We start from the raw sequence: 20093 nt of genomic DNA, 5'->3' as shown, positions 1-20093 counted from the left end.
TATTGAAATATGGTAAGGTCAAAAATCCTAATGATTTTCCTACATTTCAAATTAATCAAAATAATAATACAATAATATTAAATAAAAACTCTACTTTTAAGTGTTCTTAACAAGGGGAAGATTACACCTCCTAACCAAACCACTTTTTGCGTTGGTTTATACGTTACAAAAGTTTCATTATTCAAAACTGTTTCGATATAATTTGGTTGAATTGACGTTCTCGGAACTTTAAAATCAAACCACTCATTCAGCGACAACTCAAAACCAACACCGTGCATATAATTAAACAATGATTTCTTTAATCCATACGAGAACTGATCATGAATTAAACCTGATTTTTCTTCGTGAATCATATCATTATTCGCAAAAGTTCCTAATTCAGTACTATGGTTAATTACTTCATATTTTTCTGGGTTCAACCCAACTGGGCTATGCGCTGTCATCGCAAATTGATGCCAAAATCCTGATTGAAGAATTCCTAATTCGAACATTTGACGCACCATTTCCAAACTATCAATCGTTTCTTGCTTTGTTTGTGTCGGAAAACCATACATCAAATACGCATGTACCATAATTCCGGCTTCGGTAAAATTTCGATTTACAACCGCAACTTGCTCCACTGTTACACCTTTATCAATCAATTTCAACAATCGATCCGAAGCGACTTCCAAACCTCCAGAAACCGCAATACAGCCCGAAGCTTTCAATAATCGACACAAATCATATGTAAAACTTTTCTCGAATCTTATATTTGTCCACCATGTTACAGTCAATTTTCTTCGAAGAATTTCTAACGCAACTTCTCGCATTAATGCTGGCGGAGCAGCTTCGTCCACAAAATGAAAACCTGTATTTTGAGTTGTTTCAATCAACTCTTCCATTCTATCCACAATTTGTTTTGCAGCAATTGGTTCATAAATTTTGATATAATCTAACGAAATATCGCAAAACGTACATTTCCCCCAATAACAACCATGCGCCATTGTCAGCTTATTCCAACGCCCATCACTCCACAAACGATGCATTGGATTAACCACTTCGATGACAGAAATATATTGATATAATTTGATATCCGTATAATCTGGTGTTCCCACTTCGCTAAATTTATAATCGCGAACAGTTTGATTATTGATATAAGAAACTTGATTATTTTGAAGTGTAAAAGTTCTTTTTAACTCTGAAACTTCAACTTCATTGTTGATATATTTTAACAATTGCTCAGTTGGTGCTTCACCATCATCTAATGTAATAAAATCGAAGAACTCAAATACTCGTGAATCGCTTAAAGAGCGCAATTCTGTATTTGGAAAACCTCCACCCATGTCCACAACAATTTCAGGATAATTTGCTTTAATATATTGCGCACAACGGAAAGCCGAATATAAATTTCCTGGAAAAGGAACCGAAAAACCAATCATTTTTGGAATCGTTTTCTGAATTAATTTCTCTAATTCCGAAAGTGTAATTTTATCAATATAAGTTGGGTCTTTCTGTAATTCTTGATACAATTCATCAAAAGAATTTGCCGATCTTCCTAAACGTTCAGCATAACGAGAAAAACCAAAATTTTCATCAACAGCTTCAATGATTAAATCCGATAAATCTTCTAAATATAGCGTTGCCAAATGCTTCGCTTTATCTTGAAAAGACATCGAACCAAAAGCCCATTCCAAATCTTCAACTTCTGCAAAACGAGAAGCTTCTGGTAAATATCCATCTTGAATAATTGAATCAGCTAAGGTCGAATTTTTTCCTTGTAAAAATCGGATAACAGGATCAATAGTTGCGATATATTCGTCGCTTAACATCACCATTCTTTTACTATTATCACCTAATTCAATCTCTTGATTTTGAATAAATTCAAATAAATCAATTAAACCTTTTCTTGAAAATAATTGTAAGATAACATCTAAACCTAAATCAGCTTGAAAAGTTGAATATGAAAGTGTGTTTAGAAATCCTTTTAAATAAACTGTTCCAGGATATGGTGTATTTAATTGCGTAAAAGGTGGTGTGATTAATAAAAGATCCGTTTTCAATCGTTGAAATTTGTTGCAAAAATACGGATTGAAAAAAAATAATTTTAGATTTTTATCAATTATTTTTCAGTTTTATCAGTGCTTCTAAACGGCATCGTTTCAATTTTGAAACTTCCTTCAATCACAGCTTTTTCGAGATTAAGAATTCCTTTCAACGATTCATAATCTACTTTATCTGCATCGTCAGTTGGTTTATGATAATCGTCGTGACCGCCTGTATGGAAAAATAAAACTGGAATATCTTTCTCATAAAACGAAGTTTGATCCGAACCGCCTCTACCTTCATAACCTGTATAAAATTTAACAAAATCAGTCGGATTAATTTCATTAAAAATTGTTTCGAAAGTTGGAGAAGTTCCATAACCTATAATTGAAACGCCAGATTCTTTGTTCAAACGACCAATCATATCCATGTTTAACATCCAATGCACTTTCGATAAATCATACGTTGGATGTTTCACAAAATAACGTGACCCTACCAAACCTAATTCCTCTGCACCAAAAGCAATGAATAGAAAATTAACAGGTTCTGTCATTTTATTTTTACTGTAAAATCTTGCCAATTCTAACAAACCAGCAACGCCAGAAGCGTTATCATCAGCACCATTGTGAATCATTCCATAACTATCTTTCGCCAAAGAACTTCCTTGCTTTCCTTCTCCCAAATGGTCGTAATGTGCACCAATCACAATCGTTTTCTCCGCTTTATTATCTAAAAAAGCAATCACATTTTTTGCAGAACGAATACTGTCAACAACTTTTACTTTTTTTACCTTCGCCTCAAATCCTTGAAAATATCCATCTTCTCCTAAAGGTTGAAGTTTATATTTTTTGAATTCTTTTGCAATATATTTTGCAGCTTTCAAATTTTCTTCACTTCCAGTTCCTCTTCCTTTCATTTTGTCATCAGCCAAAAAATAAACGTGTTTTTTAAGATTTTTGACTTCAATTTCTTGCGCAAAAGACTTGGCTCCTACAACCAAAGATAAGATGATAACTATTTTTTTCATATTCAATTTCGACTAACTATGTGTCTAACAAAAATAGAAAAATAATCAAGAATATAGATGAATAGGATAATTTTAGAAATTTAATTTTACTTATTATCACTGAAAATCAGGGTGAATAATTCAATAATTGTTAAATTTCAAAAACTTTTTTAAAAATTGATGCAACATTCAAAAACTTGCTGCGTCTATACAATAGAAACAACAATGAAACCTTGAAAATTTTGGAGAAAGAAAATTTTTCAATAAATGATAAACAACTATTAGATTGGTGCGAATCTGGTGTAGAGGCTGGCTATACTCAGCTCTATCATCGCTATTCGAAATCAGTTTACAATTCTGTTTATCGTTTGGTCACAGAAGTTTCTGATGCGGAAGATTTGACACAAGAAATTTTTATTTCACTTTTCTCTGATATTCAAAAGTTGAAAAACATCGAAAATTTGGGTGCTTGGTTCAGTAGAGTTGCGATTAATAAATCAATTTCACATTTACGAAAAAACAAAGTTTATTTTTCTGATGTTGCTGGAGCAAATATTATTGATGACAGCGAAGAAAGCATGGAAGAAAAACAAATGTTGGATGGTAAAATTGAAGAATTGCAACAAGCAATTGAAGAATTACCAACGGATACAAGAACAATTGTGAATCTATTTCTGTTCGAAGACATGCCGCAAGAAGACATTGCTCAACTTTTGGGATTGAGCCACAACACGGTGAGAAGTAAATATCATCGTGCAAAAAAGAAAATTTACGAAACCTTACAACAAACCGTTTGCAATGAATGATTCTTTAAAAAAACATATCGAAAAAAACAGAGAAGCCTTTGAAAACAAAGAACCTTCTGCAGAATTATGGAAAAGAATTCAGGCTGAGATTCCTAAACAGGAAGAAAAAACTTTGGTAATTGAACAGCCTAAGAAATGGAGAATTCAAAATTGGAGTATTGCTGCTTCTGCGCTTGTTTTATTGAGTGTTGGTGGATATTTTTTATTAAAAAATGATCAAGTAAATTCACCAAAAACAATTGAAATTGTAAAAGAAAAGCAGGTTAAAAAAGTAGAAGAAATTCAACCAGAAATTGTTCATCCAACTGAAATTAAAACTGAACAAAATAAAAAAGAAATTCAGTTTGTAACAATTCAGAAAGAGAAAAAAGTTGAAAAAATTGTTCAACCAAAAGAAGAACTAATTGGTATAGATGAAGCACTTAAAAATGAAATTTTAAGTTCATTAAATGATCAAGAATCAACAAGTAATCGTATTGATGCAATTGCAAAAATAACTGATTTACCAAGTATTGATCACAATTTGAAAGAGAGTTTATACCACTTAGCTTTAAATGACAACAATACAATTGTGCGACTAAATGCACTCGAAGCGCTTGCTTCAAAATTACCTAAATCGGACGTTTCAAAAGAGTTAACAGACATTTTTATGAAACAAGATGATCCGATGGTACAAATGGAATTAATAGGAATGATTGCGCATATCAATAACGATCAAATCGATTTGAAATTAACAAATAAATTACAAGAAATGGTGTTGGATCCTACAACAAAACCGTTTGTGAAAGACGAAGCGTACGCGGTTCTTTTTAGAAAATAATAATTAACAAAAAAATCAAAAAATGATAAGAAAAATATTTTTGGTAGCTGCATCTTTTATGATGATGTCTACGTACACTTTTGCACAAAATGAATCGAAAAGTGCGAATGAAGATAATTCGAAAACGTACAAATTAGCTGTAAGTAAAGGAAAAATGAACCTTGATCTTGGACGAGTAACAGTAGAAGGTTACAACGGAAACGAAATTGTTTTTTCTACAAAAACAAGATCGCGAGATAATGACGAAAGAGCAAAAGGATTGCGCTCGATCAACTCATTAGGACTTGAGGACAACACTGATTTAGGAATAAATGTTGTAGAAAAAAATGGTATAATCGAGGTAAAACAACTACAACAAATGACACCTCCAAATATCAAAATTTTAGTTCCAAAAGGTGTAACAATTTCATTTAATCATCAATCTCAATTTGGAAGTACCATTACATTCAAAAATATCGAAAACGAAGTTGAAGCAACTGCAAGTTACAACAATGTAGTGTTAGAAAATGTAACAGGACCTGCAACAATCAACACGATTTATGGTTCTATCGATGCTAAATTTAGTCAAAATGTAAAAGGTCCTTTGTCGCTTGTATCTATCTATGGTCACGTGGATGCTTCAATTCCGAAATCATCTAAAGCAAATGTAAAATTAACAACTTCGTTTGGTGATATTTTGATTGCACCTGAATTATCGTTAAAATTAGAAACAGTTGATAAATCATCTGAAATGATAAAAATTAACAATCAAGCAACAGGAACATTAAATGGCGGAGGAACAAGTTTCCTTTTCAGATCAGATTATAGTAAAATATATTTGAGAGCGTTATGAGAACAGTAATTTTATCTTTAGCAGTGGGCTTATTGACAAATTTATCAATCGCTCAAACAAAAATTCAGAAGAATTTCTCAGTTGAAAAAGGTCAAGAATTAACATTAAAATTTGATTATCCACAAATCGTTAAAATCACAACATGGAAACAAAACGAAGTGAGTATCTCTGGAAATGTTAATATCAATAATGGTAAAAATGACTCGAATTTCAACTTAACTGAAAGCAAAAACAGTCAAGGAAAAACCATCGAAGGTAAAGTTGTAAAACTAGAAGATATTCCACATCAGGTGACAGCGACTTTTGGTAGTGAGAAAAAACAATTTCAAACCAAAGAGGACTATCAAAAATATATTGATGCAAATGACATTAAATCCTCTTCGGTTTCTACAGGAGTACAAATGGATATTACATTGGAAATCAAAGTTCCTGAACATATGAAAACGACTATCGAGTCAACGTATGGAACAATTGAAGTCATCAATTTTGATGCACCGATTATTGCACAATCAACATATGGAAGTGTAGATGCAACAATGAATGCAAAACAAATTGGAGAAATAAAAGTGGAAACTTTTTTTGGGAAGATGTACACGAATCTAGATTTTGCAATCAAAACTATAAAATCAGATAATTTTCATTCTGTAATTGCAGCAAACGTAGGTAAACAGCCATTGCAAGAATTTTCTTCGAAATATGGAAATGTCTATTTAAGAAAGTAAATAGTAAATAAATTATAACATTTTTTGAAAACACAATTGAGGATTCTCAGTTGTGTTTTTCTTTTAGAAAAGATTATTTTTGATAAAAATTAAGCCTTGAATCATTTATTTAAAGTTGCCCTAAATTGGATTAAGAAAGAGCCTCAAACAGATTCTTCAACCAGAATTTATACAAAAAGTCATTACATTTCGATTGAAGGAAAACCTGATTTAGAAGTTTCTGCGGCGAAAACTTTCAAAGGTGATCCAAATTTATACAATCCAGAAGATTTGCTTTTGAGTAGTTTGACTTCTTGTCACATGATGTCGTATTTATATTGTTGTACACAACATAAAATCGAAGTAATTTCTTACCAAGATCATTCGGAGGCCACATTGCAAATAAATCCTGATGGAAGTGGAAAAATTATAAAAGTAGATTTATTTCCTGAAATCATTATTTCTAATTCATCACAAATCGAGTTGGCGCTTTCACTTCATAAAAAAGCAAACGAATTGTGTTTTATTGCGAATTCGTGCAATTTCCCTGTTTATCATCACCCAAAATGTAACGCAAAATAAAACCGAACTAAACTCGGTTTTAATAATTTATTTTATTTCTGTTATAATTTCTCTTTTAAGAATTGAGCTGTGTAGGACTCTTTTACTTTGACAATCTCTTCTGGCGTACCTTCGGCAACCAAATAACCGCCTTTCTTCCCTCCTTCTGGACCAAGATCAATCACCCAATCGGCAACTTTGATAATATCCATATTATGTTCGATTACAAAAACCGAATGTCCCAAATCAATCAAAGCACGTAATGCTTTAATCAACTTCTGAATATCATGGAAATGCAGACCTGTAGAAGGCTCATCAAAAATAAACAAGGTTTTATTTGTCGTTTCTCCTTTCGTCAAGAAAAAAGCCAGCTTCACACGTTGTGCCTCTCCACCAGAAAGCGTATTCGACGATTGCCCAAGTTTTACATAACCCAAACCAACATCTTGTAATGGTTTCAGCTTTTCGACAATTTTATTTTGCTGATGAGTTGCAAAAAAGTCAATTGCTTCATCAATTGTTAGATTTAAAATATCTGAAATCGATTTTCCTTCGAATTTAACTTCTAAGATTTCTTTCTTGAAACGTTCGCCATGGCAATCTTCACAAACCAGCTCTACATCAGCCATAAACTGCATTTCGATGGTAATTGTCCCTTCTCCTTTACATGCATCACAACGTCCGCCATCTACATTAAACGAAAAATGTTTTGGTTGAAATCCCATCACTTTACTTGCTTTCTGATTGGCAAATAAATTTCGGATATCATCGTAAGCTTTTACATACGTCACAGGATTAGAACGCGAAGATTTCCCGATTGGATTTTGATCGATTAACTCAATTCCTTCCAATTGTTTCAGATCTCCAACTAACTCATCAAAATCACCGATTTTATTTCCAAAAATCTCGAAATGACGCTGAACAGCTGGTGCTAAAATATCTTTCATTAAGGTAGATTTCCCTGAACCCGAAACACCTGTAATAACGGTTAATTCGTTCAGAGGAAATTTAACATCAATATTTTTTAGATTATTTTCTCTTGCTCCAATAATTTTCAAATAATTAGGAGATTTTAGACGTTTTTTAGGAACTTCAATTTCTAATTTTCCGTTCAAATATTTAGATGTTAATGTATCACCTTTTAATAATTCATCATAGGTTCCTTCAAAAACTACTTCACCTCCATTTGTTCCTGCTTCTGGACCAATATCGATGATATAATCAGCAGCTTTCATGATATCTTCATCATGCTCTACCACAATCACTGTATTGCCTAAATCGCGTAAACGATGTAAAATTGTAATAAATTTAGCTGTATCACGCGAATGTAAACCAATCGAAGGCTCGTCTAACACATACATCGAACCAACCAAACTACTTCCCAAAGAAGTTGCTAAATTGATACGTTGCGATTCTCCTCCAGACAACGTATTCGAAGCACGATTTAGCGTTAAATATTCTAAACCAACATCTAACAAAAACGTTAAACGCGACTTAATTTCGTATATAATTCGACCCGCAATTTGCTGATCATATTCGTTAAATGTAATACTTGTAAAGAAATCATTCAACTCATTCAAAGGTAAATCAACCAAATCATTAATCGATTTATCCGCAATTTTCACGTAATTCGTTTCCTTACGCAAACGCTTTCCTTTACAAGTTGGACAAGTTGTTTTACCACGATAACGAGACAACATTACACGATATTGAATTTTGTATGTATTCTCCTCAACCATTTTGAAAAAGCCGTCCAATCCTTCCCAGTCGTTATCTCCGTGCCACAAATAGTCTTTTTGCTCTTCGGATAATTCAAAATAAGGTTTATGAATTGGAAAATCTACTTTTTGAGAAAGTTTGATAAAATGATTTTTCCACTCGCCCATTTTCTCGCCTTTCCAAGCTACAACCGCATCTTCGTAGATTGACAACGATTTATTTGGAACGACAAGATTTTCCTCAACTCCAATTACTTTCCCGTAACCTTCGCAAGTTGGACAAGCTCCATAAGGATTATTGAAACTAAAGAAATGAATAGTTGGTTCATTAAAAATCAAACCATCTGATTCAAATTTATTTGAGAAATATTTTACCGTATTATCTTCTACATTTACAATCGCTATTTCTCCTTTTCCTTCGAAAAAAGCCGTCTCGATAGAATCTGCCAAACGATGATAAAAAGATTCTTCGTCCTCTGTTGGCAAAGCGATACGATCAATGACAAGATGAATATCATTTTCGGGTTGAGGTTCAAAATTAAATGAAATTAAATCTTCAATTTTCACTTGATTTCCATCGACACTCAAACGTGTAAACCCTTGCTGTTGAAGAATATTCAAATGTTCTGCAAACGAACGCTCTTCTGGCACAACCAATTTTATTTGAAGAATAAATTTAGTTTCAGCCACAAAAGTTTTTAGATAATCAATCGCATCCGTTACCGAATCTTTTTGAACTAATTCTCCTGTAATCGGTGAATATGTTTTTCCAATTCGTGCGTACAACAACTTTAGATAATCATAGACTTCTGTCGTTGTTCCAACTGTAGAACGCGGATTTGTAGAATTTACTTTTTGCTGAATCGCTATTGCTGGCGCTATTCCTTTGATATAATCAACTTGAGGCTTATCCAATTTTCCTAAAAACTGACGTGCATAAGACGATAAACTTTCGACATAACGACGCTGACCTTCCGCATACAACGTATCAAAAGCCAAAGTAGATTTCCCAGAACCAGACATCCCAGTAATCACGACTAATTTATTTTTTGGAATCGCTAAATCAATGTTTTTTAAGTTGTGCAATTTTGCACCTTTAATCAGAATAAATTCTTTCGGATCAAGTTGATTGATATCTTTTTTCATCTTGGCACAAAGTTAAGTTATTTTAGAAAGTTAAACTTAATCGCAACAAAAATTAGTCATAAAATATAACGTATAAAAAAGAACAGATTTAGTTAAAATATAAAAGCGCATCAACATGTTGACGCGCTTTTTTCAATAAAAAAATAAAAATTTATTCCTGAAATAATAAATAATTTTCTTCGTTTAACTCTTGATATCCAACATCGTACACATAATAAATTGTGCCATTTTTTGATTCATCTACATTTGTAATGTACTTAAAATCAAAGTTTCTCAAACTCAATTCGTTTTTATTTACCGAACGAGCTCCTTCTTCTAATAAAGTTTTTAAGATACGATTATTTTTTCTTAATCTGTTGTTAATATTTCGTACAATTTCTACTTTATCACGATTAAGATTATTATTATAAGAATTTCGACAAAAATCGTTACAAAACTTTTTGTCTTTTCGACCAAATAAAGTTTGGTTACATTGAAGACACGTATTCATAAGATAGATTTTAGGTTATTTAAATACAAATATAAAAAAAAGTTAATCAATTTACAAATACTTAACATTATACCCTTTTCTACTTTAAAACGAAAGTATTAAATATTTAGTAAATGTTTATCATCTTATTTATTATTTTTGTTTAAATTTTATTGATTTTGAAAATTCTAAATAAATTACCCGACCCTTTTATTCTGTTTTTATTCGTTGCCATTGTTGTCGCATATTTTTTCCCAGATATTAGTTTGTGGTCTTACAAGGATTTCAATCTGAATACAATAATTGATATTGGAGTTATCTTAGTATTCTTTTTTTATGGATTAAAACTTAATTGGAAAGAAGTTTTTAAAGATTTAGCAAATTGGAAAATGCATGTCTTGATTCAATCCATCACATTTATATTTTTTCCATTATTAGTCTTGTGTTTCTATCCTTTCATAAAAAATTACCCAATTTATTTTACTCTGTATGTCGCAATATTTTATTTAGCCGCGTTACCAAGTACAGTTTCTTCGTCAGTTGTAATGGTTTCTATTGCGAAAGGAAATATACCAAGTGCTATCTTTAACGCAAGTATTTCTGGACTAATAGGTATTGTTGTTACACCGCTTTGGATGAGTTTGTTTTTATCAAAAAGTAATGGTGAATTTGATTTATTAGGAACTTTTTTGGATTTAGTTCTTAAAATTATTTTACCTGTTTTTATCGGAGCTCTTCTTCAACCTTATTTAGGGTTCTTTTACAATAAATATAAAAAGCAATTCGGTAATTTAGATAAACTAACCATTGTACTTATTGTTTACAACAGTTTTAGTCATACTTTTTTGGATGGATTATTTACAAAATTAGGCGTTCTTCCGTTGTTGGCAGTTTTCATAATTGTAGTTGCGTTATTCTTTTTCTTTTTCAAACTTTCAAAATGGATTGGTAAGAAAATGAATTTTAATCGAGAAGATGATATCACAATTCAATTTTGTTCGACTAAAAAATCATTGGTTCATGGCTCGGTAATTGCAGCAGTTATTTTTACGGGAGATATCGGTATTTATTTGATTCCGGTTATGCTTTACCACACTTTTCAGTTAATTTATATCAGTTATATCGCTAATCAATATGCTAAAGAAGTTGAATAAAACTTATCGAAGTATCCTTATTTTTCTATTTCAAATTATTTTATTTTCGATACTATTTTCAATCGAAAGCGTTGATGATTTCATCGTCAATCATCTTACATTTCCAATTTCAGGATTTATTGCAAAAATTACGAATTCAGTTCATTTTCCTGTTGGAGAATTGTTTTATTTAATCATTGGAATAATCGGTTTTGTATTGATTTTTAAATTGATTCGAAGTTTTTTCAAATCGAAAGAAAAAGTTTCGCATTCAATTTATTGCATTATGATTTTTGTAAACTGTATCTATTTTATTTACACGTTTGCTTGGAGCGTGATGTACAAAAAACAAACGTTAACTATTGACAAAGAAAAAATCGTTATTCAACCTAAAATTCTGAAAGAAATCTATTGCTACGAACTTGATAAAGCAATATCAGCAAGAAATTTAATCGAACACAATGATTCAACAACAACGATAAAATTCAAATCTAATTTAAAAGATTATAATCAAGAATTTTTTGCTTTACAACACCAAGTAAATAATGTAAAATGGTTAAAAAATTATCGATTATTAAAAGATACACAATACAAATTATCTTGGATTTCGGAAATGCAAAATTATATGGGTATTTTGGGATACTATAACCCTTTTACGGCAGAAGCAAATCTGAACAGATACAATACAAATTTGAAACAACCTGCAACACTTTTCCACGAATATGGACACCAAATGGGATTTGCATCAGAAAGTGAAGCTAATTTTTTAGCTTATTATTTAGGTACAAAATCTAGAAATCCTGAAATTAATTATTCGTTTTATTATAAAAGTATTTATACGCTTTTAGGTGCTATTTACAAATCTGATCCGTATTTTGTGAAAATGGAATTGGATAATATGCATTCTAAAATAAAGCAAGACAGAAAAGCCGAATTAAAACATTATTTGAAATATGAAGGTGTTACGAGCGATACTTTTTCTGAGTTAAATAATCAGTTTTTGAAGGCTAATAATCAAGAAGGAACTATAAGTTATAGCAAATATGTCGAATTGATTTATTTGTTATATCAGACAAAAAAAGCAACGAATTAATCGTTGCTTTTATATTATTGTTAAAGTTCTAAATCATTTAAAATTAATTTTTCCACCAGCTAATTTTTTCTGATTACGTTGCGTTGGATTACCATAAATATCAATCACTCCTCCTGCTCTAGTTTTTGCATCTACAGATTTCTCCGCTCTCGCTTCTATTACTCCTCCTGCATTTGTTGTTAAACTTGCTGTATCAGAATTTAATGTTTTCGAATAATATTTCCCTCCAGAATTTGCAATTACAGTCTGAAATTCAGTATCACCAGTTAAAATTACTTCAGCACCAGAATTTATTTTGACTTCTAATTTTGATGTTTCGATTGGTAATTTGATAGATGAACCTTCGTTAGATGTCAAATACAATGCTTGTGATTTTACAACATCATCAGAATAAATGCGAGAACCTTGACTTGCCTGAATTTCGTATAATGATTTGTAATAAACCTTAACCGTTGCTTCTCCTCCTTGCATCAATTTGGTTCCTGTCATTTTCAATTTCAGTTCACCTTTGTTATTTTCAACTTGAACATCGCTCGCATTAACTCCATCTACTTTCACTAGGTTTTCGTTTGATGAAATTAATTCAACTGGAATTTTATCATAAACTTTTAAGATATTAAAATCTCCAACATTTATCTCTTCTTGCGCAAATGCAAAAGTTGAACAAAATATAGCGGCTGCTGATAATACGATATTTTTCATAAAAAAAGTTTTCTAATTTGATTTGAAATTACACAAAATTTAAACCAAAAAAGAAAACTTAAGTTATTTTTAAGATATATTGTAAGAATTATTTCGCTCCTTCAGCTGTTAATTCTGCAATACGTACAATAATTTCTGTTGCTTTTTCCATAGATTCTACCGGAACATATTCGTAAGGTCCGTGGAAATTATGACCTCCAGCAAAGATATTAGGACAAGGTAATCCCATAAAAGATAAACGAGCACCATCTGTACCTCCACGAATTGGTTTGATGTTTGGCGTAACTCCACAATCTTTCAAAGCTTGTTCAGCAATTTCAACAGATTGGAATTTCTCTTTTACTTTCTCAATCATATTAAAATATTGATCAGAAACTTCTGCTGTAATTACTTCATGATCAAAACGCTCTTGAATATCAGCAGCAATTTGTAAAAATAAAGCTTTACGCGCTTCATATTGCTCCATATCGTGATCACGGATAATGTAAACCATTTTTGCTTCAGATACATTTCCTGTAATTTTAGCTAAATGAAAGAATCCTTCGCGACCATCAGTTAATTCAGGAACTTCGTCGTTTGGTAATTGTGCAGCAAACTCCATTGCAATATTAGATGCATTAATCATCTTATCTTTTGCATAACCTGGGTGAACAGATTTACCTTTGATTGTCACAATTCCAGATGCAGCATTAAAGTTTTCGTACTCTAATTCTCCAATTTCAGAACCATCCATTGTGTAACCCCATTCAGCACCAAATTTCTCTACATTAAAGAAATCTGCACCACGACCAACCTCTTCGTCAGGTGTAAATCCAATAGCGATACGTCCATGTTTAATTTCTGGATGAGCAATCAAATATTCTGCAGCTGTTACAATTTCAGCAACACCAGCTTTATCATCAGCACCTAATAATGTTGTACCATCAGTTGTAATGATTGTTTGACCTTTATATTGAGATAATTCAGGGAACTCGTTTGGTGATAAAATCATTGATTCGTTCAATTTGATATCTCCACCATCGTAATTTTCCCAAATTTGAGGTTGTACATTTTCTCCAGAAAAATCTGGCGATGTATCCATATGAGAAACAAACCCAATTGTAGGCACTTCGTGATCAACTGTAGAAGGAACATATCCAAAAACATACCCGTTTTCATCTATTGAAACATCTTCTAAACCGATTTGTTTTAACTCTTCAACCAAATAATTTGCTAAATCCCATTGACGGTCTGTACTTGGAAATTTATCTAAAAAAGCTTCACTTTCAGTGTAAGTTTTAACATATTTCAAAAAGCGTGTTACCAACTTTTCTCTCCATTCTGTTTGCATTGCGTTTTAATTTTTGTCAAAATTACTAAATTATCTACCTTTAAGGCGCAAATAAACCAAAAAAATGAGTGAGCTAACTTTTAAAATTATTGAATGTCCTCGTGATGCAATGCAAGGACGCAAAGATTTTATACCAACTGACAAGAAAATTGATTACTTAAATCGTTTATTGACTGTTGGTTTTGAAGCGATAGATTGTGGAAGTTTTGTTTCGCCAAAAGCGATTCCACAGATGGCGGATACGAAAGAAGTTTTAGATAATATTGATAAAACCAATTCAAAATCGAAATTATCTGTTGTTGTTGCCAATAAAAGTGGAGCAATAAAAGCTGCTGAGCACGAAAAAGTGGATATTATTGGATTTCCTTTTTCTATTTCAGAGAATTTTCAGCAATTCAACACGAATAAAAGTCGTGAAGAAGCATTTGAAATGGTGAAAGAAATCAACCAAATTGCAAATGATAATGGTAAACATATGTTGATTTATTTATCGATGGCGTTTGGAAATCCTTATGGAGAAACTTGGAATGAAGAAATCGTAAAAGAATGGTCAAAAAAAATGGCTGATATTGGAATTTCTTCAATCAATTTATCAGATACAATTGGTGTTGCTGACGAAAAAACAATTGTTGATCTGTTCCAAAATTTGATTCCTCATTATCCAGAAATTGAATTTGGCGCACATTTTCATACCGTTTATACCGAATGGCATTCCAAAGTACAAGCCGCTTATGATAATGGTTGTCGTCGTTTTGATGGCGCTATAAAAGGTTTGGGCGGATGTCCAATGTCAAAAAGTGATATGGTCGGAAATATGCCAACCGAGAAATTAATTAGTTTCGCAAATGAGCACAAAGAAAAACATGGTTTGAATCTTTTTGATTTCGAATCTGCTTGGAATGTTTCTTTGCGTACATTTGGCTTAGTTTAATCTTAACAATAAACTAAAAAATCAATTCTTTTGTTAAAGGAAATTAAAATATGTTGGACTTTAACAAAAAAAGTTAAATTTGCTCATCGGTAAGTTTTTTTATCGAGCTTAGAATATTAAAATGAAATTAAAGTATATGAAATTTAAATCGAGTATGATGTTGCTAATTGCAGCATTATTTACGGTAAATACTTTTGCACAAACAGCAAAACCAACACCAAAACGTCTTGCTAAAGTAGATGGTATAGCTGCTGTTGTCGGAGATCAGATTGTTTTAGAGTCTGATGTAGATCGAGATTATTTAATGTCAAAACAACAAGGGATGCAAGTCGAAGACAAATGTGATTTCCTAAATGACATTATGTTAGACAAAATGTTGGTTGATCGTGCAAAACAAGATACTTTAATCAAAGTGACACAAGATGAGGTAACTCGTCAATTAAACAACCAAATCGAAGGTTTGATTGCTCAAGCTGGAGGAGAAAAACAAATTTTAGACTATTTCGGATTCCGTACAATGGCGGAAATGAAAAACGAAACTAAATATATCGTAGAAGATAATATTTATGCACGTAACAAAAGAGAAATGGTTGTAAAAGGTGCTGATGCTACGCCAGAAGAAGTTCGTTTGTTTTTCGAAAAACACCAAGGTGAGTTACCAGACGTAAAAGACGAAGTTTCGATTAGCCATATTGTAACTTATCCTGAAGTTTCGCAAGAAAATCAACAAAAGATTATAGATCAATTAAAAGAAATCAAAAAAGAAATTGAAGAAGGTGCTTCTTTTGCAACGAAAGCAATTTTATATTCAGAAGATCCAGGTTCTGCAAGTAACGGAGGTGAATACAAAAAAGTTTCTCGTGGTAAAATGGTAAAAGAGTTTGATGCGGTGGCGTTTAACTTACAAGAAGGTGAAATTTCTGATCCATTCAAAACTGATTTTGGATATCATATTATTAAGTTAGAAAAACGTCGTGGACAAGAATTAGATTTGCGCCATATCTTGATTACGTTGAAACCAACAGAAGACGAAATAAAAAAGGCTTATAATAAATTAGATTCAATTCGAGTTTTAATTAACGACGGAAAAATGACATTTAAAGATGCTGCATTAAGATTTTCTGATGATAAATACACAAAATTTAACTCAGGAAATATCATGAACCAAAATTCTGGTGACGATCGTTTCGAGAAAATGGCTTTGCCTCTACCAATGTTTACAGCAATTGCAACATTAAATGAAGGAGATATTTCTCAAGTTTTCGAAGATGATTTTGATAACAGAAAAGCTTTAAGAATCTTAAAAATCAATAAATTTTATCCAGAGCATAAAATCAATTATCAAGATGATTACTATAGAATTCAGAAATTTGCGGTTCAAGATAAAGAACGTACATTGTTGATGGATTGGGTAAAACGTCAAGTTGGTGATGCTTACATTAAAATTGGAAAAGAATACCAAAGTTGTAATTTCCCGATCGATTGGGAAAAGAAAAACCAAAAATAATAAAACAAAAAACCTCGAGAAATTCTCGAGGTTTTTTTATGTCTTAAAAATAAATAATCTTATTTCGCAATCGGAACTTGAGAAGGCCAAATTAACTTACTTGGATCAAATCCTACTTTCTTTGCCGAATCAAAAAATCTGTCTTTTACCTTATCCGAAATCTCTTTCTTACGCGATAGAATCCATAACTTTTTATAATCTTCACTTGCAACTAATACATTATTGTAATCTTTATCAAAATCGATTACATATAATTTTTTTGCTAAAATTGGTAAAAACGTTGTCGAGAACAACCCAACATTTTCGATATCTTGTGCTGCAATTCCTTCAATCTTTTCCCACCCTTTTTTCTTCGCATTGTAGCCGCGCACAATCACTTCCAATTGCCCATTTTCTTCGTTCAAATTAAAACGATGCGTCACATTTGTTTGTCCTTTTTGTGCTTTATTTTCCAAACGTGCAATCTCGTACCAACGTCCTAAAAATCCACCTAAATCAAAATTTTGAGCAGGTTTATATTTTACATTTTTCTTATTGTGATTAACGATATATGCTGTTGTCCCTAACGCCAATGCTGCAAGGGCTAATTTCTTAAAATTCATTTTACTAAAACTTAGGTTGCAAATGTATCAATAATATTAAAGTTGAAAAAATATGATTTCACATTTTGAATTAATTAAACTTTTATTTAATTTTATTAAAACTAATTTTAATATTATTTAATCCAATGAAAAAACTTCCTGTTATATGTCCCAGTTGTGCCGAAGAATTAGCGGTCGAAAAATTAATTTGCAACCATTGCGAAACACAAGTTGTAGGAAACTATGAACTTCCTTTATTTCTGAAGCTTACAAATGAAGAACAAGCATTTATTATGCAATTCTTTGTCAACTCAGGAAGTTTAAAAGACATGGCAAAAGAATTTGAAGTCAGCTATCCAACCATGCGAAATAAAGTAGATGATTTGATTAATAAAATAAAAATAATGTCCGATGAATAAAGAATTTTCAGTATCGATGTCGCTATTTTTTAAGGTTACAACTGCTATTTTAATTGTATTATTAATCTTAATTGGAGGAATATTGTTTAAAGAAACAGAAGTATATGTTGCGGTGATTTATGCAATCATTATTTATCCGTTGTTTGCGTATTATTATTTAATCTCTTTAAATAAAATTAAAGTTGATTTGAACAATATTTATCTTATTTCAAAAGTCAAAACGAGTATTATTCCGATAAATGAAGTGAAAATTATTACAAGAAAATCTCAAAACAATTTGATAATCGTTGGATGCAGAGGATTTATGGGTTTGATAGGAAGATCTATGGACAATTATCGATGTAATATAAAAAATCGTACAAAACTTGTTGCTATTGAATTAGAAAATGTAAAATATTTGGTGAGCTGCGATCAGCCAGATGAATTTGTTAACACAATAAATACACTAAAAAATGATAAAGAAACTCCTTAATCCATTTGCATATTTCGATGAAAAAATATTATTCATTATTGGGCTATTTTCGCATTTCTTTTTCACTTATATTGCCAAAATTACAGAATCTTTTTTCCCTGATTTTTTGAGTATTAAGAAAAATGGAATTCCTTATTCTTATCTCGATTTGTTGTATCAAAATACGAGAAATTTAGCAATTGCTATTCTCCTATTTTATATTTTAGGAAAAATCATCAATAACAGAACGCGAATTATAGACATTTTAAACGTCGTTTTAATCTCTAGAATCGCCTATTACATTGTATTCATCACCGATTTTATTCCAATTGTCAACAAAAGTATGGACAAAGTTCTAAAAGGAATTACAACAAATAATCTCGAAGTTTTATATGAAGCCCCAACAATGATTGTACTTGTAATTGTAGCTTTTATCGCAATATTTTTTCTATGCGTAATGTTCTATTATTTATACATCGGTTTCAAAACGGTTACAAATATGAAAAGCATCAAACAAGTTCTTGCTTTTATTGCTGTCTTGTTATTTATCATTGTTTCAACTTCAATATTATCATTATTAATACCACAAAAAACATGAAAAAAGTTTTATTTTTCTTTATACTTATTTGTTCTACAGTTTTTGGTCAATCAACAAATAATTTCACAGAATCAGATATTCAACTTAACGAAAATCAAGTTAAATTATTTGGAACATTATGTTTACCTCAAAATGCAAAATCTAAAATACCAATTGTTTTATTAATTTCTGGTTCTGGACCGACAGATAGAAATGGGAACAATAATATGATGATTAATAACTCTTTGAAATATTTAGCTCATGGTTTAGCTGAAAAAGGAATTGCATCTATTCGTTATGACAAAAGAGGAATCGGAGAAAGTTCTATTGCTAATTTGGACGAGTCTAAACTTACATTTGATGATTACGTTGAAGACGCAAGTAATTGGGTAACTTTCATAAAAAAAGATAAAAGATTTGGTTCTATTTCAATAACTGGACACAGCGAAGGTTCATTAATTGGAATGCTTGCATCTTCAAAAAATGTCGACAAATTCATCTCGATTTCTGGTTCAGGAGAATCTATTGACCAAATACTTAAGAAACAATTAAATCAACTTCCTGAACAATTAAAAACCGAATCGTATGCTATTATAGATTCTTTAAAAAATGGAAATACTGTAAATAATATTAATCCTAATTTATCTTCATTATTTCGTAAAAGTGTACAACCTTATTTAATTTCTTGGATTAAATATAATCCTGTAAATGAAATCAATAAATTAACTATTCCTTTTTTAGTGATTCAAGGTGATATGGATATACAAGTTGATACGGAGAATGCTAAAAACCTATCTCCTAAATCTGCTGTTATTATTAAAGGGATGAATCACGTTTTAAAAAATACTACTTCAAAAGATGATTTATCTTCTTACAATAACCCAGAACTTCCAATAAATATAGAATTAGTAGAAGTCATTTCTAATTTTATCCTCAAAAACTAACTATAAAAGACAAAGCAAATTGCTTTGTCTTTTTATTTAAGAATTAACAAGCTGTTCCTCCTTCAAAATTTATCACTGTAGTTTTTTTTATCAGATTTTCGAGTGATTGTCATTGTTCCATTAGCTAAAACTGAATCAGATTCTACATTTTGTTTAATTATTATTTCTTGATCTACATCAATTTAAAACAATAATTGTATTTCTAAATTTACAATTCTTATTTGTGATTCGTAACAAAGGAGTTTAAAGATTATACAGATTTTTCATAGTATAAAGTTGGTTAGGTTATTTAACAAAGAGCAGAAGAAATTTTGCTCTTTGTTTGTTTTATATTTATAATCATT

20 protein-coding genes are annotated in these 20093 nt (G+C 31.1%); 13 read left to right on the top strand and 7 right to left on the bottom strand.

Annotated features, from left to right (window positions below; genetic code table 11):
• Positions 1-77: 77 nt before the first annotated feature.
• Together G0Q09_RS08770 and G0Q09_RS08765 are read right to left on the bottom strand one after the other, a co-directional pair.
• Positions 78-2039 (bottom strand): B12-binding domain-containing radical SAM protein, encoded by a 1962-nt coding sequence (locus G0Q09_RS08770; RefSeq protein ID WP_219034598.1) that lies wholly within the window; start codon positions 2037-2039, stop codon positions 78-80.
• Between the two features lie 59 nt (positions 2040-2098).
• Complete coding sequence (locus tag G0Q09_RS08765; protein WP_219034597.1) at positions 2099-3049, bottom strand: M20/M25/M40 family metallo-hydrolase; 951 nt, start codon at positions 3047-3049, stop codon at positions 2099-2101.
• A 176-nt stretch (positions 3050-3225) separates the two neighbouring features.
• Between G0Q09_RS08765 and G0Q09_RS08760 the strand changes: the two genes are divergently transcribed.
• From G0Q09_RS08760 to G0Q09_RS08740, 5 genes are all read left to right on the top strand, one after another.
• Complete coding sequence (locus tag G0Q09_RS08760; RefSeq protein ID WP_038330645.1) at positions 3226-3834, top strand: RNA polymerase sigma factor; 609 nt, start codon at positions 3226-3228, stop codon at positions 3832-3834.
• Complete coding sequence (locus tag G0Q09_RS08755; protein WP_219034596.1) at positions 3827-4654, top strand: hypothetical protein; 828 nt, start codon at positions 3827-3829, stop codon at positions 4652-4654. Before G0Q09_RS08760 ends, G0Q09_RS08755 begins: the two co-directional genes overlap by 8 nt.
• A gap of 22 nt (positions 4655-4676) precedes the next feature.
• Positions 4677-5486 (top strand): DUF4097 family beta strand repeat-containing protein, encoded by an 810-nt coding sequence (locus G0Q09_RS08750; protein WP_038330640.1) that lies wholly within the window; start codon positions 4677-4679, stop codon positions 5484-5486.
• On the top strand, positions 5483-6208 hold the full coding sequence (locus G0Q09_RS08745; protein ID WP_219034595.1) for a hypothetical protein: 726 nt from the start codon (positions 5483-5485) through the stop codon (positions 6206-6208). The genes G0Q09_RS08750 and G0Q09_RS08745 overlap by 4 nt, the downstream gene beginning before the upstream one ends.
• Before the next feature lie 96 nt (positions 6209-6304).
• Complete coding sequence (locus G0Q09_RS08740; RefSeq protein WP_219034594.1) at positions 6305-6769, top strand: OsmC family protein; 465 nt, start codon at positions 6305-6307, stop codon at positions 6767-6769.
• A gap of 41 nt (positions 6770-6810) precedes the next feature.
• On the opposite strand, the gene uvrA is transcribed toward G0Q09_RS08740, so the two are convergent.
• A complete protein-coding gene (gene uvrA / locus G0Q09_RS08735; protein WP_125350351.1) occupies positions 6811-9612 on the bottom strand; it encodes an excinuclease ABC subunit UvrA in 2802 nt (933 codons plus the stop codon).
• Between the two features lie 151 nt (positions 9613-9763).
• The gene (locus G0Q09_RS08730) at positions 9764-10102 is read right to left on the bottom strand and encodes a hypothetical protein (protein WP_219034593.1); all 339 of its coding nucleotides are present in this window, start codon (positions 10100-10102) and stop codon (positions 9764-9766) included.
• A gap of 158 nt (positions 10103-10260) precedes the next feature.
• Between G0Q09_RS08730 and G0Q09_RS08725 the strand changes: the two genes are divergently transcribed.
• Both G0Q09_RS08725 and G0Q09_RS08720 read left to right on the top strand, forming a co-directional pair.
• Positions 10261-11235, top strand: a complete 975-nt coding sequence (locus tag G0Q09_RS08725) for a bile acid:sodium symporter family protein (RefSeq protein WP_115002064.1) — start codon at positions 10261-10263, stop codon at positions 11233-11235.
• Complete coding sequence (locus G0Q09_RS08720; RefSeq protein ID WP_219034592.1) at positions 11216-12307, top strand: DUF3810 family protein; 1092 nt, start codon at positions 11216-11218, stop codon at positions 12305-12307. The genes G0Q09_RS08725 and G0Q09_RS08720 overlap by 20 nt, the downstream gene beginning before the upstream one ends.
• 33 nt (positions 12308-12340) lie before the next feature.
• Here the strand turns inward: G0Q09_RS08720 and G0Q09_RS08715 are convergent, their stop codons facing one another.
• Positions 12341-13009, bottom strand: a complete 669-nt coding sequence (locus G0Q09_RS08715; protein WP_125350349.1) for a head GIN domain-containing protein — start codon at positions 13007-13009, stop codon at positions 12341-12343.
• Between the two features lie 88 nt (positions 13010-13097).
• The gene (pepT, locus tag G0Q09_RS08710; RefSeq protein WP_115000674.1) at positions 13098-14339 is read right to left on the bottom strand and encodes a peptidase T; all 1242 of its coding nucleotides are present in this window, start codon (positions 14337-14339) and stop codon (positions 13098-13100) included.
• 64 nt (positions 14340-14403) lie between these two features.
• Between pepT and G0Q09_RS08705 the strand changes: the two genes are divergently transcribed.
• The gene (locus tag G0Q09_RS08705) at positions 14404-15270 is read left to right on the top strand and encodes a hydroxymethylglutaryl-CoA lyase-like TIM-barrel protein (protein ID WP_115000675.1); all 867 of its coding nucleotides are present in this window, start codon (positions 14404-14406) and stop codon (positions 15268-15270) included.
• A gap of 136 nt (positions 15271-15406) precedes the next feature.
• Entirely contained in the window at positions 15407-16777 is a 1371-nt protein-coding gene (locus G0Q09_RS08700; protein WP_257468139.1) for a peptidylprolyl isomerase, read from the top strand.
• A 59-nt stretch (positions 16778-16836) separates the two neighbouring features.
• On the opposite strand, the gene G0Q09_RS08695 is transcribed toward G0Q09_RS08700, so the two are convergent.
• On the bottom strand, positions 16837-17379 hold the full coding sequence (locus tag G0Q09_RS08695) for a lipocalin family protein (RefSeq protein WP_219034590.1): 543 nt from the start codon (positions 17377-17379) through the stop codon (positions 16837-16839).
• A gap of 125 nt (positions 17380-17504) precedes the next feature.
• Between G0Q09_RS08695 and G0Q09_RS08690 the strand changes: the two genes are divergently transcribed.
• From G0Q09_RS08690 to G0Q09_RS08675, 4 genes are read left to right on the top strand one after another with little or no spacing between them, the layout of a single operon-like run.
• Entirely contained in the window at positions 17505-17777 is a 273-nt protein-coding gene (locus tag G0Q09_RS08690) for a DUF2089 family protein (RefSeq protein ID WP_219034589.1), read from the top strand.
• Complete coding sequence (locus G0Q09_RS08685; protein ID WP_219034588.1) at positions 17770-18249, top strand: PH domain-containing protein; 480 nt, start codon at positions 17770-17772, stop codon at positions 18247-18249. Before G0Q09_RS08690 ends, G0Q09_RS08685 begins: the two co-directional genes overlap by 8 nt.
• Positions 18230-18826: a hypothetical protein gene (locus G0Q09_RS08680; RefSeq protein WP_219034587.1), complete on the top strand. Its 597-nt coding sequence runs from the start codon at positions 18230-18232 to the stop codon at positions 18824-18826. The genes G0Q09_RS08685 and G0Q09_RS08680 overlap by 20 nt, the downstream gene beginning before the upstream one ends.
• Positions 18823-19749 (top strand): alpha/beta hydrolase family protein, encoded by a 927-nt coding sequence (locus tag G0Q09_RS08675; RefSeq protein ID WP_219034586.1) that lies wholly within the window; start codon positions 18823-18825, stop codon positions 19747-19749. The genes G0Q09_RS08680 and G0Q09_RS08675 overlap by 4 nt, the downstream gene beginning before the upstream one ends.
• Positions 19750-20093: the final 344 nt, after the last annotated feature.

This window comes from Empedobacter falsenii, assembly GCF_019308355.1.
Classification (GTDB): domain Bacteria; phylum Bacteroidota; class Bacteroidia; order Flavobacteriales; family Weeksellaceae; genus Empedobacter; species Empedobacter falsenii_B.
Note: the sequence above shows the minus strand (reverse complement) of the source record. Positions and strands in the feature narration are given on the sequence as shown.

Bases quoted from the DNA above. Each gene is read 5' to 3' on its own strand.
- G0Q09_RS08690 (WP_219034589.1), top strand. From the start codon at position 17,505: ATGAAAAAACTTCCTGTTATATGTCCCAGTTGTGCCGAAGAATTAGCG.
- G0Q09_RS08700 (WP_257468139.1), top strand. From the start codon at position 15,407: ATGAAATTTAAATCGAGTATGATGTTGCTAATTGCAGCATTATTTACG.
- G0Q09_RS08730 (WP_219034593.1), bottom strand. From the start codon at position 10,102: ATGAATACGTGTCTTCAATGTAACCAAACTTTATTTGGTCGAAAAGAC.
- uvrA (WP_125350351.1), bottom strand. From the start codon at position 9,612: ATGAAAAAAGATATCAATCAACTTGATCCGAAAGAATTTATTCTGATT.
- G0Q09_RS08675 (WP_219034586.1), top strand. From the start codon at position 18,823: ATGAAAAAAGTTTTATTTTTCTTTATACTTATTTGTTCTACAGTTTTT.
- G0Q09_RS08765 (WP_219034597.1), bottom strand. From the start codon at position 3,049: ATGAAAAAAATAGTTATCATCTTATCTTTGGTTGTAGGAGCCAAGTCT.
- G0Q09_RS08680 (WP_219034587.1), top strand. From the start codon at position 18,230: ATGATAAAGAAACTCCTTAATCCATTTGCATATTTCGATGAAAAAATA.
- G0Q09_RS08720 (WP_219034592.1), top strand. From the start codon at position 11,216: ATGCTAAAGAAGTTGAATAAAACTTATCGAAGTATCCTTATTTTTCTA.
- G0Q09_RS08705 (WP_115000675.1), top strand. From the start codon at position 14,404: ATGAGTGAGCTAACTTTTAAAATTATTGAATGTCCTCGTGATGCAATG.
- pepT (WP_115000674.1), bottom strand. From the start codon at position 14,339: ATGCAAACAGAATGGAGAGAAAAGTTGGTAACACGCTTTTTGAAATAT.
- G0Q09_RS08685 (WP_219034588.1), top strand. From the start codon at position 17,770: ATGAATAAAGAATTTTCAGTATCGATGTCGCTATTTTTTAAGGTTACA.
- G0Q09_RS08715 (WP_125350349.1), bottom strand. From the start codon at position 13,009: ATGAAAAATATCGTATTATCAGCAGCCGCTATATTTTGTTCAACTTTT.
- G0Q09_RS08695 (WP_219034590.1), bottom strand. From the start codon at position 17,379: ATGAATTTTAAGAAATTAGCCCTTGCAGCATTGGCGTTAGGGACAACA.
- G0Q09_RS08755 (WP_219034596.1), top strand. From the start codon at position 3,827: ATGAATGATTCTTTAAAAAAACATATCGAAAAAAACAGAGAAGCCTTT.
- G0Q09_RS08750 (WP_038330640.1), top strand. From the start codon at position 4,677: ATGATAAGAAAAATATTTTTGGTAGCTGCATCTTTTATGATGATGTCT.
- G0Q09_RS08745 (WP_219034595.1), top strand. From the start codon at position 5,483: ATGAGAACAGTAATTTTATCTTTAGCAGTGGGCTTATTGACAAATTTA.